Annotated in this window: 16 protein-coding genes; 13 read left to right on the top strand and 3 right to left on the bottom strand. The window is 55.1% G+C overall.

The features are described from left to right. The 9 genes from AB7E14_RS10365 to acpS form a co-directional block, all read left to right on the top strand. Positions 1-639: MucB/RseB C-terminal domain-containing protein (locus AB7E14_RS10365; protein WP_428169503.1), on the top strand; the 639-nt coding region annotated here is incomplete at its 5' end. Next, positions 636-1,115 (top strand): SoxR-reducing system protein RseC, encoded by a 480-nt coding sequence (rseC, locus tag AB7E14_RS10360; RefSeq protein WP_044253150.1) that lies wholly within the window; start codon positions 636-638, stop codon positions 1,113-1,115. The genes AB7E14_RS10365 and rseC, both read left to right, overlap by 4 nt. A 282-nt stretch (positions 1,116-1,397) precedes the next feature. Continuing rightward, a complete protein-coding gene (gene lepA, locus AB7E14_RS10355; RefSeq protein ID WP_042999780.1) occupies positions 1,398-3,197 on the top strand; it encodes a translation elongation factor 4 in 1,800 nt (599 codons plus the stop codon). Positions 3,198-3,213: 16 nt separating this feature from the next. Continuing rightward, entirely contained in the window at positions 3,214-4,188 is a 975-nt protein-coding gene (gene lepB / locus AB7E14_RS10350) for a signal peptidase I (protein ID WP_044253147.1), read from the top strand. 273 nt (positions 4,189-4,461) lie between these two features. Next, a complete protein-coding gene (rnc, locus tag AB7E14_RS10345) occupies positions 4,462-5,142 on the top strand; it encodes a ribonuclease III (protein WP_042291512.1) in 681 nt (226 codons plus the stop codon). Beyond that, positions 5,139-6,044, top strand: coding sequence for a GTPase Era (era, locus tag AB7E14_RS10340; RefSeq protein WP_042999782.1), 906 nt, complete (start codon positions 5,139-5,141; stop codon positions 6,042-6,044). The genes rnc and era overlap by 4 nt, the downstream gene beginning before the upstream one ends. Before the next feature lie 29 nt (positions 6,045-6,073). After that, positions 6,074-6,784: a DNA repair protein RecO gene (gene recO, locus AB7E14_RS10335; RefSeq protein WP_043001853.1), complete on the top strand. Its 711-nt coding sequence runs from the start codon at positions 6,074-6,076 to the stop codon at positions 6,782-6,784. A 16-nt stretch (positions 6,785-6,800) separates the two neighbouring features. Then, the gene (pdxJ, locus tag AB7E14_RS10330) at positions 6,801-7,532 is read left to right on the top strand and encodes a pyridoxine 5'-phosphate synthase (RefSeq protein WP_216081215.1); all 732 of its coding nucleotides are present in this window, start codon (positions 6,801-6,803) and stop codon (positions 7,530-7,532) included. Next, the gene (gene acpS / locus AB7E14_RS10325; protein WP_042999784.1) at positions 7,532-7,912 is read left to right on the top strand and encodes a holo-ACP synthase; all 381 of its coding nucleotides are present in this window, start codon (positions 7,532-7,534) and stop codon (positions 7,910-7,912) included. The genes pdxJ and acpS overlap by 1 nt, the downstream gene beginning before the upstream one ends. Here the strand turns inward: acpS and AB7E14_RS10320 are convergent. Then, complete coding sequence (locus tag AB7E14_RS10320) at positions 7,909-8,169, bottom strand: YfhL family 4Fe-4S dicluster ferredoxin (RefSeq protein WP_042999785.1); 261 nt, start codon at positions 8,167-8,169, stop codon at positions 7,909-7,911. The two genes, acpS and AB7E14_RS10320, sit on opposite strands and share 4 nt — an antisense overlap. 55 nt (positions 8,170-8,224) lie before the next feature. Beyond that, positions 8,225-9,073, bottom strand: a complete 849-nt coding sequence (locus tag AB7E14_RS10315; protein WP_042999786.1) for a MurR/RpiR family transcriptional regulator — start codon at positions 9,071-9,073, stop codon at positions 8,225-8,227. Between the two features lie 116 nt (positions 9,074-9,189). Here AB7E14_RS10315 and murQ point away from each other — a divergent pair, with 116 nt between their 5' ends. Genes murQ through tadA form a run of 4 tightly spaced genes read left to right on the top strand, consistent with a single transcriptional unit; the run spans position 9,190 to position 12,660 of the window. Continuing rightward, the gene (gene murQ, locus AB7E14_RS10310) at positions 9,190-10,092 is read left to right on the top strand and encodes an N-acetylmuramic acid 6-phosphate etherase (protein WP_316962751.1); all 903 of its coding nucleotides are present in this window, start codon (positions 9,190-9,192) and stop codon (positions 10,090-10,092) included. Between the two features lie 2 nt (positions 10,093-10,094). After that, positions 10,095-11,459, top strand: a complete 1,365-nt coding sequence (locus AB7E14_RS10305; RefSeq protein WP_042999788.1) for a PTS transporter subunit EIIC — start codon at positions 10,095-10,097, stop codon at positions 11,457-11,459. Positions 11,460-11,462: 3 nt separating this feature from the next. Continuing rightward, positions 11,463-12,098 carry a phosphatidylglycerophosphatase C gene (yfhb, locus tag AB7E14_RS10300; protein ID WP_042999789.1) on the top strand — a complete coding sequence of 212 codons (636 nt, stop codon included), beginning with the start codon at positions 11,463-11,465 and terminating at the stop codon, positions 12,096-12,098. Positions 12,099-12,141: 43 nt separating this feature from the next. Continuing rightward, a complete protein-coding gene (tadA, locus tag AB7E14_RS10295; protein WP_072011051.1) occupies positions 12,142-12,660 on the top strand; it encodes a tRNA adenosine(34) deaminase TadA in 519 nt (172 codons plus the stop codon). A 15-nt stretch (positions 12,661-12,675) separates the two neighbouring features. On the opposite strand, the gene mltF is transcribed toward tadA, so the two are convergent. Next, positions 12,676-14,202 (bottom strand): membrane-bound lytic murein transglycosylase MltF (mltF, locus tag AB7E14_RS10290; protein WP_428169502.1); only part of this gene is annotated, 1,527 nt, incomplete at its 5' end.

Here is a 14,202-nt window from a genome sequence, read left to right as displayed (position 1 = left end):
ATCGTCGACTCCCTGCCGTCGCTTATCTATACCGATTTCAAACGTCTTGCTCCCTACTATGATTTTATTGCTGTGGGTCGTACCCGAATTGCCGATCGCCTGTGCGAAGTGATTCGCGTGGTCGCGCGTGATGGTACGCGTTACAGCTATATTGTCTGGATGGATACGGAAACGAAGCTGCCGATGCGGGTCGATCTCCTCGATCGCGATGGCGAAACGTTAGAGCAATTCCGGGTGATTGCTTTCACCGTGAATCAGGATGTCGGTAGCGGCATGCAGACGCTGGCGAAAGCCAGTTTGCCGCCGCTGCTCTCTGTTCCGGCGGGTGAAAAAGCCAAATTCAGCTGGAATCCGACCTGGCTTCCGAAAGGGTTTAGCGAAGTGTCCAGCGGGCGCAGACCGTTGCCAACGATGGACAACATGCCGATTGAATCGCGTCTCTACTCCGACGGTCTGTTTAGCTTCTCTATTAACGTCAATCGGGCAACTCAGGCCAGCACCGACCAGATGCTGCGCACCGGGCGCAGAACGGTCAGCTCCAGCGTACGCGACAACGCGGAAATTACCATCGTGGGTGAATTGCCGCCGCAGACAGCGAAGCGCATTGCCGACACCATTAAGTTCGGAGCCGCGCAATGATCAAAGAGTGGGCTACCGTGGTGTCATGGCAAAACGGTGAGGCATTGGTGAGCTGTGATGTGAAAGCGTCCTGCAGCAGCTGCGCTTCACGTTCAGGATGTGGCACCCGCGTGCTGAATAAACTCGGGCCGCAGACCACGCATACCATTGTGGTGGCGAGCGATGTGCCGTTAGAACCTGGGCAGAAAGTGGAGCTGGGGATTGCCGAAGGCAGTCTGTTAGGTTCCGCCATGCTGGTTTATCTGTCGCCGCTGGTGGGGTTATTCCTCATCGCCTCCCTGTTTCAGGTGCTGTTTGGCTCAGATCTCGCGGCGTTAAGCGGCGCGATACTGGGCGGCGTCGGCGGATTCCTGATTGCCCGTGGCTATTCCCGCAAGCTGGCTGAACGCGAAGCCTGGCAACCCGTTATTCTTAATGTTGCTCTCCCATCCAGTACGATTCGCGTTGAAACGCCCTCCACCGAAACGGCACCATGATATTCTTGCCGGATGGCGGTTTCGCCTTATCCGACTTACAAACGGTCAGCAAGTCCAGTAGACCCGATAAGCTTGCGCCATCGGGCATCATGCTTCTCTTACGATGTTTTACATCAGAAAAGCGATGCCGTTTCCAGTTCCCGCTATCCTGACTTTATGAACATTTCCTCGCCTCAGCGTTGTAGTGTAGAATGCGGCGTTTCAGTTAAACAGACGTTAAGCTCAGAACAGCGACTTCTCAAAGCCTGTCCAACCAGGCGTAAGGCACAATAATTACACTATATGAAGAACATACGTAACTTTTCGATCATTGCTCACATCGACCACGGTAAATCGACGCTGTCTGACCGTATTATTCAGATCTGCGGTGGCCTGTCTGACCGTGAAATGGAAGCGCAGGTTCTCGACTCGATGGATCTTGAGCGTGAGCGCGGTATTACTATCAAAGCGCAGAGCGTAACGCTCGATTTCAAATCCGCTGATGGTGAAACATACCAGCTTAACTTCATCGACACCCCAGGCCACGTTGACTTCTCGTATGAAGTTTCTCGTTCGCTTGCCGCTTGTGAAGGCGCACTGCTGGTGGTGGATGCCGGGCAGGGTGTCGAAGCGCAAACCCTGGCAAACTGCTACACCGCGATGGAAATGGATCTCGAAGTGGTGCCGGTCCTCAATAAAATTGACCTGCCAGCCGCCGATCCCGAGCGTGTCGCCGAAGAGATTGAAGACATCGTTGGTATTGATGCGACTGATGCCGTGCGCTGCTCGGCGAAAACTGGCGTGGGCGTGACCGACGTTCTGGAACGTCTGGTGCGTGATATTCCGCCGCCGCAGGGCGATCCGGATGGACCGTTACAGGCGCTGATCATCGACTCCTGGTTCGATAACTATCTCGGCGTTGTCTCGCTGGTACGTATTAAAAACGGCACCCTGCGTAAAGGCGACAAAATCAAAGTGATGAGTACCGGTCAGACCTATAACGCTGACCGTCTGGGGATCTTCACGCCTAAACAGGTTGATCGTACCGAGCTGAAATGCGGCGAGGTAGGTTGGCTGGTGTGCGCGATTAAAGACATCCTCGGCGCACCGGTTGGCGATACCCTGACTCAGGCACGTAACCCGGCAGAAAAAGCGCTGCCAGGCTTCAAAAAGGTAAAACCGCAGGTTTATGCGGGCCTGTTCCCGGTCAGCTCTGATGATTACGAGAACTTCCGCGACGCGCTGGGCAAGCTGAGCCTCAACGACGCCTCTCTGTTCTATGAGCCGGAAAGTTCTACTGCGCTGGGCTTCGGCTTCCGCTGTGGCTTCCTTGGTCTGTTACACATGGAGATCATTCAGGAGCGTCTGGAACGTGAATACGATCTGGACCTGATCACCACCGCGCCGACGGTTGTGTATGAAGTCGAAACCACCGCGAAAGAGACGATTTACGTCGACAGCCCGTCCAAGCTGCCACCGCTGAATAACATCTATGAGTTGCGCGAGCCGATCGCGGAATGTCATATGCTGTTGCCTCAGGCATACCTCGGTAACGTGATTACCCTGTGTATTGAGAAGCGTGGCGTGCAGACCAACATGGTTTACCACGGTAACCAGGTGGCGCTGACTTATGAAATCCCGATGGCTGAAGTGGTACTCGACTTCTTTGACCGCCTGAAGTCCACCTCGCGCGGTTATGCGTCGCTGGATTACAACTTTAAACGCTTCCAGGCCTCCGACATGGTGCGTGTTGATGTCTTGATCAACAACGAACGTGTCGATGCGCTGGCGCTGATCACTCACCGTGATAACTCGCAGAGCCGTGGTCGTGAGCTGGTGGAGAAGATGAAAGATCTGATCCCACGTCAACAGTTCGATATCGCGATCCAGGCGGCGATCGGGACGCATATCATTGCGCGTTCTACTGTGAAACAGTTGCGTAAAAACGTTCTGGCAAAATGCTATGGCGGCGATATCAGCCGTAAGAAAAAGCTGTTGCAGAAGCAGAAAGAAGGTAAGAAGCGGATGAAGCAGATCGGTAACGTTGAGCTGCCTCAGGAAGCGTTCCTCGCCATTCTGCATGTCGGCAAAGACAGCAAATAATCCTTAAGGAGTTGGCATGGCGAATATGTTTGCCCTGATCCTGGTGATTGCCACATTGGTCACGGGCATTTTATGGTGTGTGGATAAATTTATCTTCGCACCAAAACGTCGGGAGCGTCAGGCGGCGGCACAGGCTGCAGCCGGAGATTCACTGGATAAGGCAACGCTGAAAAAAGTCTCGCCGAAGCCTGGCTGGCTGGAAACTGGCGCTTCGGTTTTCCCGGTACTGGCTATCGTGCTGGTTGTGCGTTCGTTCATCTATGAACCTTTCCAGATCCCATCAGGTTCGATGATGCCGACGCTGTTGATCGGTGACTTTATTCTGGTTGAGAAATTTGCCTACGGTATTAAAGATCCGATTTACCAGAAAACCCTGATCGAAACGGGTCATCCCAAACGCGGCGATATTGTGGTCTTTAAATACCCGGAAGATCCGCGTCTGGATTACATCAAGCGAGCGGTCGGTTTGCCTGGTGATAAAGTGACCTATGATCCGGTCGCGAAAGAAGTGACTATTCAGCCGGGTTGCCGTTCGGGTCAGGCGTGTGAGAACGCCCTGCCGGTCACCTATAGCGATGTTCAGCCGAGCGATTTTGTGCAGACGTTTGCACGTCGTAACGGTGGTGAAGCCACCAGTGGTTTCTTTGAGATCCCGCTGAGTGAAACGAAAGAGAACGGTATTCGTCTGTCCGAGCGTAAAGAGACGCTGGGCGACGTGACGCACCGTATTCTGACCGTGCCGATTGCTCAGGATCAGGTGGGGATGTATTACCAGCAGTCCGGGCAGCCGCTGGCGACCTGGATTGTGCCGCCGGGCCAGTATTTCATGATGGGCGACAACCGCGATAACAGCGCGGACAGCCGTTACTGGGGCTTTGTCCCGGAAGCGAATCTGGTCGGTAAAGCCACTGCCATCTGGATGAGTTTCGACAAACAAGAAGGCGAATGGCCGACTGGCGTTCGTTTAAGCCGCATTGGTGGTATCCACTAATTGCCGCGAATCGTTCACGTTGTCGTCGTTATGACGGCAACGTGAATTATTTCTTCGATAAATCTGCCCAGGCTAACGACATCCCTCGTCGTTGTGTATAGAATATTCCCCCGAAGTTTCAGGTTGGCGCCTCCAGGTCGCCACGGCACACGAAACAGCGTTGGTCCCCCTATATGAGCGTACATAAGCTGCTTAACGCGGCCGGAAGGATGCTACATATATCAGGTCTGTTTCGTGTGCTGAATTGTTGACGCATTTATTTATTGGTATCGCATGAACCCCATCGTAATTAATCGGCTTCAACGGAAGCTGGGCTACACTTTTACTCATCAGGAGTTGTTGCAGCAGGCATTAACCCATCGCAGTGCCAGCAGCAAACATAACGAGCGTTTAGAATTTCTTGGCGACTCAATTTTAAGTTTTGTGATTGCAAATGCGCTGTATCACCGTTTCCCGCGGGTGGACGAGGGTGATATGAGCCGTATGCGCGCGACGCTGGTGCGCGGGAATACGCTGGCTGAATTAGCCCGCGAGTTTGATCTGGGCGAATGTCTGCGCTTAGGGCCTGGCGAACTGAAAAGCGGTGGCTTCCGTCGCGAATCGATTCTGGCCGATACCGTCGAAGCGTTGATTGGCGGGGTTTTCCTTGACAGTGACATTCAGACCGTCGAAAAGCTGATCCTCAACTGGTATCAGACTCGTCTGGACGAAATCAGTCCTGGCGATAAGCAAAAAGATCCGAAAACGCGTTTGCAGGAGTATTTGCAGGGTCGTCATCTGCCGCTGCCGTCTTATCTGGTGGTACAGGTGCGTGGTGAAGCGCACGATCAGGAATTTACTATCCACTGCCAGGTCAGCGGCCTGAGTGAACCGGTGGTTGGCACAGGTTCGAGCCGTCGCAAGGCGGAACAGGCTGCCGCCGAACAGGCGTTGAAAAAACTGGAGCTGGAATGAGCGACGAAAAAACCTATTGCGGATTTATTGCCATCGTCGGTCGTCCGAACGTTGGCAAATCCACGCTGTTGAACAACCTGCTCGGGCAGAAGATTTCGATCACCTCCCGTAAAGCGCAGACCACGCGTCACCGTATTGTCGGGATCCATACCGAAGGGCCCTGGCAGGCGATTTACGTCGATACTCCGGGTCTGCACATGGAAGAAAAACGCGCGATTAACCGTCTGATGAACAAAGCGGCCAGCAGCTCCATTGGTGATGTTGAACTGGTGATCTTTGTGGTGGAAGGCACCCGCTGGACGCCGGATGACGAGATGGTGCTCAATAAACTGCGTGACGGTAAAGCGCCGGTGATTCTGGCCGTCAACAAAGTAGATAACGTGCAGGAAAAAGCCGATCTGCTGCCGCATTTGCAGTTCCTGGCAAGCCAGATGGACTTCCTCGACATCGTACCGATCTCTGCGGAAACCGGGATGAATGTCGACACCGTCGCGGGCATCGTGCGCAAGCATCTGCCGGAGGCGGAGCATCACTTCCCGGAAGATTACATCACCGATCGTTCACAGCGTTTTATGGCTTCTGAAATCATCCGTGAAAAGCTGATGCGTTTCCTTGGCGCTGAACTTCCATACTCCGTGACTGTGGAAATCGAACGCTTCGTGTCAAACGAGCGCGGCGGTTATGACATCAACGGGCTGATCCTCGTTGAGCGCGAAGGGCAAAAGAAGATGGTTATTGGCAACAAAGGGGCCAAAATCAAGACCATCGGTATTGAAGCGCGTAAAGACATGCAGGAAATGTTTGAAGCTCCGGTTCATCTTGAACTGTGGGTGAAAGTGAAATCCGGCTGGGCCGATGACGAACGCGCGCTGCGCAGTCTCGGTTACGTCGACGATCTCTAAACCTGCGCTCCGAACAGGCGACGAGTATGATGGAGGGCTGGCAGCGCGCATTTGTCCTGCATAGTCGCCCCTGGAGCGAAACCAGCCTGATGCTGGACGTCTTCACGGAAGAGTCGGGTCGCGTGCGTCTTGTTGCTAAAGGCGCACGTTCTAAACGCTCTAATCTGAAAGGTGCCCTTCAACCTTTCACCCCCCTGTTAGTCCGCTTTGGCGGACGTGGCGACGTCAAAACGCTGCGTAGCGCGGAAGCGGTTTCTCTGGCGCTCCCTCTGAGCGGTATCACGCTGTACAGCGGCCTGTACGTCAACGAACTGCTCGCCCGCGTGCTGGAGCACGAAACCCGCTTTTCTGAACTCTTTTTCGATTATCTGCATTGCATTCAGGCACTGGCGGGGGCTACGGGAACGCCGGAACCCGTGCTGCGTCGTTTTGAACTGGCGCTGCTCGGCCACCTCGGGTATGGAGTCGATTTCCTGCACTGTGCGGGCAGCGGTGAGCCGGTGGATGACACCATGACCTACCGCTATCGCGAAGAAAAAGGCTTTATCGCCAGCGTTGTGATTGACAACAGCACCTTTACCGGACGCCATCTGCGGGCGCTGGCAGAACGCGAATTTCCGGATGTTGATACGCTACGTGCGGCGAAACGCTTTACCCGCATAGCGCTGAAGCCGTATCTTGGTGGTAAACCCTTAAAGAGCCGCGAATTATTCCGGCAGTTCATGCCGAAGCGAACATAAAATCACGAGGATTGTCATGGCTGAATTACTGTTAGGCGTCAACATTGACCACATTGCCACGTTACGTAATGCACGCGGTACTGAATATCCGGATCCGGTTCAGGCGGCATTCATTGCCGAGCAGGCGGGTGCTGATGGCATTACCGTCCATTTACGTGAAGATCGCCGTCACATTACCGACCGCGATGTCCGCATTCTGCGCCAGACGCTGGACACGCGTATGAACCTGGAAATGGCGGTGACGGAAGAGATGCTGGCGATTGCCGTGGAAACCAAACCGCATTTTTGCTGCCTGGTGCCGGAAAAGCGCCAGGAAGTGACCACCGAAGGCGGCCTGGATGTGGCCGGGCAGCGCGACAAAATGCGTGATGCCTGTAAACGTCTGGCTGACGCCGGGATCCTTGTGTCGCTGTTTATTGACGCCGATGACGCGCAAATCAAAGCGGCTGCTGACGTCGGCGCACCGTACATTGAAATTCATACCGGCTGCTATGCAGATGCAAAAACCGATGCGGAACAGGCGCAGGAACTGGCGCGCATCGCGAAAGCCGCCACCTTCGCCGCCAGCCTGGGGCTGAAAGTCAATGCGGGACACGGCCTGACCTATCACAACGTCAAAGCCATTGCCGCGCTGCCGGAAATGCACGAGCTGAATATCGGTCATGCGATTATCGGTCGTGCGGTGATGAGCGGGCTGAAAGACGCCGTCGCGGAAATGAAACGTTTGATGCTGGAAGCGCGCGGCTAATGGCCATTCTTGGATTAGGCACCGATATCGTGGAGATTGCGCGCATTGAAGCGGTGATCTCCCGTTCCGGTGACCGGCTTGCCCGACGAGTGCTCAGCGCTAACGAGTGGGCTATCTGGGAAACGCACCAGCAGCCGGTGCGTTTTCTGGCAAAACGCTTTGCCGTCAAAGAGGCGGCGGCGAAAGCTTTTGGTACCGGTATTCGCAATGGGCTGGCATTTAATCAGTTTGAAGTGTTTAACGACGAACTTGGTAAACCGCGCTTGCGGTTATGGGGAGAGGCGTTAGCGCTGGCGGAAAAACTAGGCGTTGCGCATATGCACGTAACGCTGGCCGATGAACGTCACTATGCCTGCGCCACGGTCATTATCGAAAGTTAGATTTTATCGGCGTGGTGCATCTGGACAAATTTGTCCCACAGTTGTTCTTCCGTTTCGACATGTGCCGGGTCTTTGAGGATCGTATTGGGGATCGGGCACACCTTCTGGCAGGTGGGCGTGTCGTAATGACCGACGCACTCGGTGCATTTGTCGCTGTTAATCTCATAGATGCTGTCACCCATCGAAATGGCCTCATTCGGACATTCGGGTTCGCACATATCGCAATTGATGCATTTTTTCGTGATTAACAGGGCCATCAGGAAACTCTCAAAACAACACAAACCGGGCGGGCATTATACGCGCATTCCTTGCTCAGACCAGTTTTTTTACCAGCGCCTCGCTGTGGCGAATACGTTCAGGTGCGTGCTCCAGATCCTGCTGTACCAGCGCCATAAAAAGCAGATCGGTGAGCATCATTTGCGCGTGGGTTGAAGAGATCGCCGCACTGCGGGTGGCCTGTTCTTCCGCGATGGTATACAGGCAGTGGCTGGCGCGCTGTTGAAGCCCATTAGGGGTGAAACCCGTGATCGCCAGGATCTGCCCGCCGACGCGTAAAGTCTCTTCTGCCGCCAGGTTCAGTTCCCGACGTTCGCCGCTGTAGGAAATCGCTAACAGCAGATCGTCCGGCGTCAGCGCCTGAACCGTGGCCAACAGCGCATGCATATCGCGCTCAACAATAGCATTCAGGCCGATTTTCATCAGTTTCCAGGCAAAATTCTGCGCTACCAGACCGGAGGCACCAATCCCGGTTAACACGATCCGACGGGCGTTACGCAGCATCGTCACGCTTTCGCTCAGTTTCTCTTCCGTGTTGACATCCAGCGTGGCATGCATCGCCGCCACATTCTCTTTGATCAGTTTCTCGCCGACCAGACGCAGGGGATCGTCGCCACGGATCTGGTTATGCACTGGCACCGAATGCGGGTTCGGATTGCTGACCAGCGCTTCGCTGATCGCCAGTTTCAACGCCGGGAATCCCTTATAGCCGAGCTTTTGCGCGAACTTCACCACGCTCGACTGACTGACGCCCGCTTCGGCGGCCAGTTGCTGAGAACTGAGGTGGCGGGCAGTGTCGGGTTGTATCAGAAGATAGTCCGCGAGTTTTTTATCACTCTGCGCAAATCCCGGGTAGCGCTGTCGGATGCGAATTAAACAGTTCATGGTCTCTCCTGACGAAAACGTGATGGCGGCGACAAAATGAAATTTCACTCGCCTGCACGAATATTATATTCCATTATTGGTCGTTAATATGAATTAAAAATTCCTGAGGAGCAAACATGAATCTCGGCGCTTTAGTATCAGAAACCCGTAATCCGCAAACAATGGACCTCGACGCGTTATCAACGCTGGATCTGGTTCACCGTTTTAATCAACAGGATACGCTGGTAGCGGAAGCAGTAAAAGCAACATTGCCCGATGTTGCGAGCGCCGTCGATGCCGCGGCTGAAGCGTTAAAATCCGGTGGTCGGATTATCTATATGGGCGCAGGGACCAGCGGGCGACTCGGCGTGCTGGATGCGTCTGAATGCCCACCGACGTTTGGCGTTCCTCATGGTCTGGTGGTGGGGCTAATCGCCGGTGGTCCGGGAGCATTGCTGAAAGCCGTTGAAGGGGCAGAAGACAACGCGCAGCTCGGTGAAGACGATCTTATTGCCCTGAACCTCGTGCCGCAGGATCTGGTGGTTGGGCTGGCGGCATCAGGGCGTACGCCGTATGTCATCGGTGGACTGAAATATGCCCGCAAAACGGGTTGTACCACGGTTGCTATCTCCTGTAATCCGGACTCGCCGATTGCGCAGGAAGCGGATATTGCGATTTCACCCGTAGTAGGGCCTGAGGCGCTGACAGGCTCAACGCGTCTGAAATCCGGTACCGCGCAAAAGCTGGTGCTCAATATGATCTCCACCGGGGCGATGGTGAAGTTTGGCAAGGTGTACCAGAACCTGATGGTGGATATGAAAGCCACCAATATCAAACTGATGGACCGCGCGTGTCGAATGGTGGTTGAAGCCACAGACATTGCCCGCGCTGAGGCGGAAACGCTGCTCAGACAGACCGATTTTGACGTGAAACCGGCCATTCTTATGGCGCTGAGCGGTCTCAACGCTGATGCGGCGCGCGAAAAACTGGCTGCCCATCAGGGATTCTTACGCGCTGCGTTAGCTGATTCATCGAGGTAATTATGGATAAGATGGCGACCCTTGCCAGCGATATTCTGCTGGGAATAGGCGGAGAACAAAATATTCTGCGTCTGGAAAATTGTATGACGCGCGTCCGGGTGGAAGTGAAAGACGATACGCTGTTGGATATCCCGCATCTGAAACAGCTACCGGGCGTCAGTGGCTACGTGAAGCAGGGGGCGCAGCATCAGATCATCGTCGGGCCAGGAAAGGCGGCAAAGGTCGTTGATGCCATGCGAGCGCTGTTGGCGCAGGGGAGCGCGCGCCCGGCAGTCGATGACATTGAGCGCACGAAATCGCAGGCCAAAGCAAAGTACAAAGCGCCGATGAGCGATGCGCTACGCAAGCTGGCGAATGTTTTTATTCCCCTGATCCCGGCGTTTATCGCCTCCGGTTTAATCACCGGCATCATTAACATTCTCAAACGCCCGGATATCGTCGGCGATTTCGCCACCCATTACCCCAACATGCTGGGGCTGATGGGGATATTCGGCAGTGCAGTTTTCGCCATCATGAACATTCTGGTGGGGGTGAATACCGCCAAAGTCTTCGGTGGTTCGCTGGCGATGGGCGGCGTGATGGCGGGCATTCTGTCGAGTCCGCAACTGGCGCAAATTACGCTGTTTGGTGAAGCGCTCCAGCCAGGCCGTGGTGGGGTGATTGCCGTGCTGCTGGTGGTGGCGCTGATGTGCTGGATCGAGCGTAAATTCCGCGACGTGTTACCCGGCTCGCTGGAGCTTATCCTCAATCCGCTACTGACGACCATCATCACCGGCTCGATTGCGATTGTGGCGCTGCAACCGCTGGGCGGCTGGATTTCGGAGTCAATTGCTCACGGCGCGTCCTGGGCTATCGATCGCGGCGGCTTTCTGGTCGGCGCGGTTCTGGCGGGAACCTTCCTGCCACTGGTGCTGACGGGGCTGCATCAGGGGCTGGTGCCGATTCACGTTGAGCTGGTGCAGGCGCATGGCTATAACGCGCTCTTTCCCATTCTGGCGATGGCGGGCGTCGGGCAAGTGGGCGCGGCAATTGCCGTGCTAATGAAAACCCGTAACGCGCGGTTGAAAAAAGTGATTAAGGGGGCGTTACCGGTGGGATTACTCGGTATTGGCGAACCGCTGATTTTTGGCGTCACGCTTCCCCTGGGCAAACCGTTTATTGGCGCCTGTCTTGGTGGCGCAGTAGGCGGAGCGCTGATCAGCTACTGGAAGGTCGCCACCGTCATCACCTTCGGTATTTCCGGATTACCGCTGGCGTTAACGATTGTTGCCGGAAAAGTGATGTTCTATCTGTTAGGCTATTTAGTAGCAGTGATAGCCGGGTTCCTGTTTACCTGGCTGTTAGGATTCAACGATCCCGAGGAGTAAGGTTTGACCAATCACGCGCGTCGTGTCGTTTTTTTTGATTTGGATGGTACGCTACATCAGCAGGATATGTTTGGCAGTTTCCTGCGCTATCTGTTGCGTCGCCAGCCGCTGAATGCGCTGCTCGTGCTGCCGTTGTTGCCCGTGATTGTCGGTGCGTTACTGATTAAAGGACGCGCTGCGCGCTGGCCGATGAGTCTGCTGCTGTGGGGATGTACCTTCGGCCACAGCGAGGCCAGTCTACAGGCCAGGCAGGCCGATTTTGTTCGATGGTTCCGACAGAACGTTACGGCGTTTCCTCAGGTACAAGAGCGTCTGACCACCTATCTGCTCAGCTCCGATGCCGATATCTGGCTCATCACCGGTTCGCCGCAGTCGCTGGTGGAACAGGTTTATGTTGATACGCCGTGGCTGCCGCGCGTGAATTTGATCGCCAGCCAGATGAAGCGGGGGTACGGCGGTTGGGTGCTGACCCTGCGCTGTCTGGGGCATGAAAAAGTCGCACAGCTGGAGCGTAAAATCGGCACGCCACTGCGCCTTTACAGCGGCTACAGCGACAGCAATCAGGACAACCCGCTGCTCTATTTTTGCCAGCACCGCTGGCGCGTCACGCCTCGTGGAGAACTCCAGCAACTGGAATAGTTGAAAGACGAAGGGTATCGCGACCCTGTATAATGCGCCCGCAATGATTACCGGAGTAACCCCTTTGTCAGATGTTGAATTTAGTCACGAATACTGGATGCGTCATGCGTTAACGCTGGCGAAGCGCGCCTGGGATGAACGTGAAGTCCCGGTCGGTGCCGTATTGGTGCACAACAATCGCGTGATCGGTGAAGGCTGGAACCGCCCGATTGGCCATCACGATCCCACCGCGCACGCAGAGATCATGGCGCTACGTCAGGGCGGCCTCGTCCTGCAAAATTATCGTCTGATTGACGCGACGCTGTATGTGACCCTTGAGCCGTGCGTCATGTGCGCTGGCGCGATGGTGCACAGCCGTATCCGCCATGTGGTGTTCGGCGCGCGCGATGCAAAAACCGGCGCTGCCGGTTCGCTGATGGATGTTCTGCATCATCCGGGAATGAATCATCGCGTTGAGGTCACTGAAGGAATATTGCGTGAGGAGTGTGCGACGCTGCTCAGCGATTTCTTCCGCATGCGCCGTCAGGAGATCAAAGCGTTGAAGAAAGCCGCAAGCCAGTAGGCATTGCGGTTCTGTTTACTCTTTGTCTTCTTTCTTCTGCGGTAAACGCAGCAGCGACGGCGAGTGCGTCAGATAACTGGATGACGATTGCGACAGGAAGGCGGCGAGTGGTCGCCGCTGTTTGCCAAATTCCGTTGGTGAGACGACCGGATACTCTTGTGCCAGTTTCATCTCTTCAGCCAGTTGCTTTTCTTTCTCCTGCAAATAGCCCTGCAGGCTTATCTGATATTTACGGATGTTTTCAACGTAGGCGTAGGCCTCATGTCCGCGCGCATAACCGTAGGTCAGCTTGCTGTAATACTGTTTTTGACTGAGCAACGGCAGACGCTGTTTGACGTCTGCCCAACTGTCCGGGTTTCCCTTCGTTTTGGCTGTCAGCGCCCGCGCATCAAGCATATGCGCATAACCCATGTTATAGGCCGCCAGCGCAAACCAGATACGCTCGTTCTCGGGTACGGTGTCCGGCACTTTACTCATCATGTCCTGTAAGTAGCGTGCTCCACCGCTGATGCTCTGCTCAGGATCGGTTCTGTCGGTCAGACCGAGACTTTGTGCGGTGTTTTTGGTGAGCATCATCATGCCGCGCACGCCGGTTGGTGATGTGGCCTGCGGATCCCAATGCGATTCCTGCCAGGAGATCGCCGCAAGCAGCTGCCAGCCAATCTCCTGGGCGTGTTTTTCAAACAGCGGTTTCAGGTCGGGGAGCATGGCATCAACCGCGCGCAGAAAGGTGCGGGTATCGACATAGTCAAAATCATCGCCGTGCCCCAGATATTTTTCTTCGAGACGCGCCAGGGAGCCGTCCTCATTCATGCCGTTGAAGAAATCGAGCAGGGCGGCAGACAGCGTGTTGTCATCATCCAGCTGGCTAAACCAGGTCACCGGCTGTTCGTCGGTGATATCCAGCGCAACGGCCAGTTCGGGATGAACGCGTTGGTAGAGGCTGATGGCGACAGAGTCGGCAATGGTGTAATCCAGCTGTCCGGCAATCACCGCATCAAGCAGTTCCGTTGAGCCTTTTTTCTCATCGATCCGCCAGCTCAGCTCAGGGTATTTTGTCTGTTTCAGCGTTTGCAGATCGTTCGCCACCACGTGTCCCGGCGTGATAGTGAGTTGACTTTCCGTCACGCTGCCCAACGTACGGGGACGATACTGACCCACTTTGTAGACCAGTTGCTGGGATACCGAATAGTAAGTCGGCCCTGGCTGATAGTTTTTCACTCGTTCACTGTTGTAGACCAGCCCGGCCGCCAGCAGGTCGGCGTCACCATTATCCAGATCGTCAAACAGCTGGCTGATGTTCTGGCGGACGGTAATCTTCAGTTTTACACCCAGATAGCTGGCGAACTGCTGCGCCAGCTCGTAATCGAGCCCGTACGGCTTACCGTCGAGTTTCGCCCAGGTGAGCGGCGACTCAATTGTGCTCACGCGCAACTCTCCCCGCGACTGGATCGCGGCGATACGATTAACGGCTTTACCGAACCAGGGGATAGAGGGCCAGAGGGCCGCCGCCAGCAGCAGCGTCAGAATGCCGAGACACAG

The organism is Citrobacter sp. (assembly GCF_050252275.1).
Classification (GTDB): domain Bacteria; phylum Pseudomonadota; class Gammaproteobacteria; order Enterobacterales; family Enterobacteriaceae; genus Citrobacter_A; species Citrobacter_A amalonaticus.
The sequence above is the reverse complement of the archived record's forward strand: the minus strand, read 5'-3'. Positions and strand labels throughout refer to the sequence as shown.

Coding starts and splice junctions, on each gene's coding strand:
- rseC (WP_044253150.1), top strand. CDS start 636: ATGATCAAAGAGTGGGCTACCGTGGTGTCATGGCAAAACGGTGAGGCA.
- lepA (WP_042999780.1), top strand. CDS start 1,398: ATGAAGAACATACGTAACTTTTCGATCATTGCTCACATCGACCACGGT.
- lepB (WP_044253147.1), top strand. CDS start 3,214: ATGGCGAATATGTTTGCCCTGATCCTGGTGATTGCCACATTGGTCACG.
- rnc (WP_042291512.1), top strand. CDS start 4,462: ATGAACCCCATCGTAATTAATCGGCTTCAACGGAAGCTGGGCTACACT.
- era (WP_042999782.1), top strand. CDS start 5,139: ATGAGCGACGAAAAAACCTATTGCGGATTTATTGCCATCGTCGGTCGT.
- recO (WP_043001853.1), top strand. CDS start 6,074: ATGGAGGGCTGGCAGCGCGCATTTGTCCTGCATAGTCGCCCCTGGAGC.
- pdxJ (WP_216081215.1), top strand. CDS start 6,801: ATGGCTGAATTACTGTTAGGCGTCAACATTGACCACATTGCCACGTTA.
- acpS (WP_042999784.1), top strand. CDS start 7,532: ATGGCCATTCTTGGATTAGGCACCGATATCGTGGAGATTGCGCGCATT.
- AB7E14_RS10320 (WP_042999785.1), bottom strand. CDS start 8,169: ATGGCCCTGTTAATCACGAAAAAATGCATCAATTGCGATATGTGCGAA.
- AB7E14_RS10315 (WP_042999786.1), bottom strand. CDS start 9,073: ATGAACTGTTTAATTCGCATCCGACAGCGCTACCCGGGATTTGCGCAG.
- murQ (WP_316962751.1), top strand. CDS start 9,190: ATGAATCTCGGCGCTTTAGTATCAGAAACCCGTAATCCGCAAACAATG.
- AB7E14_RS10305 (WP_042999788.1), top strand. CDS start 10,095: ATGGATAAGATGGCGACCCTTGCCAGCGATATTCTGCTGGGAATAGGC.
- tadA (WP_072011051.1), top strand. CDS start 12,142: ATGATTACCGGAGTAACCCCTTTGTCAGATGTTGAATTTAGTCACGAA.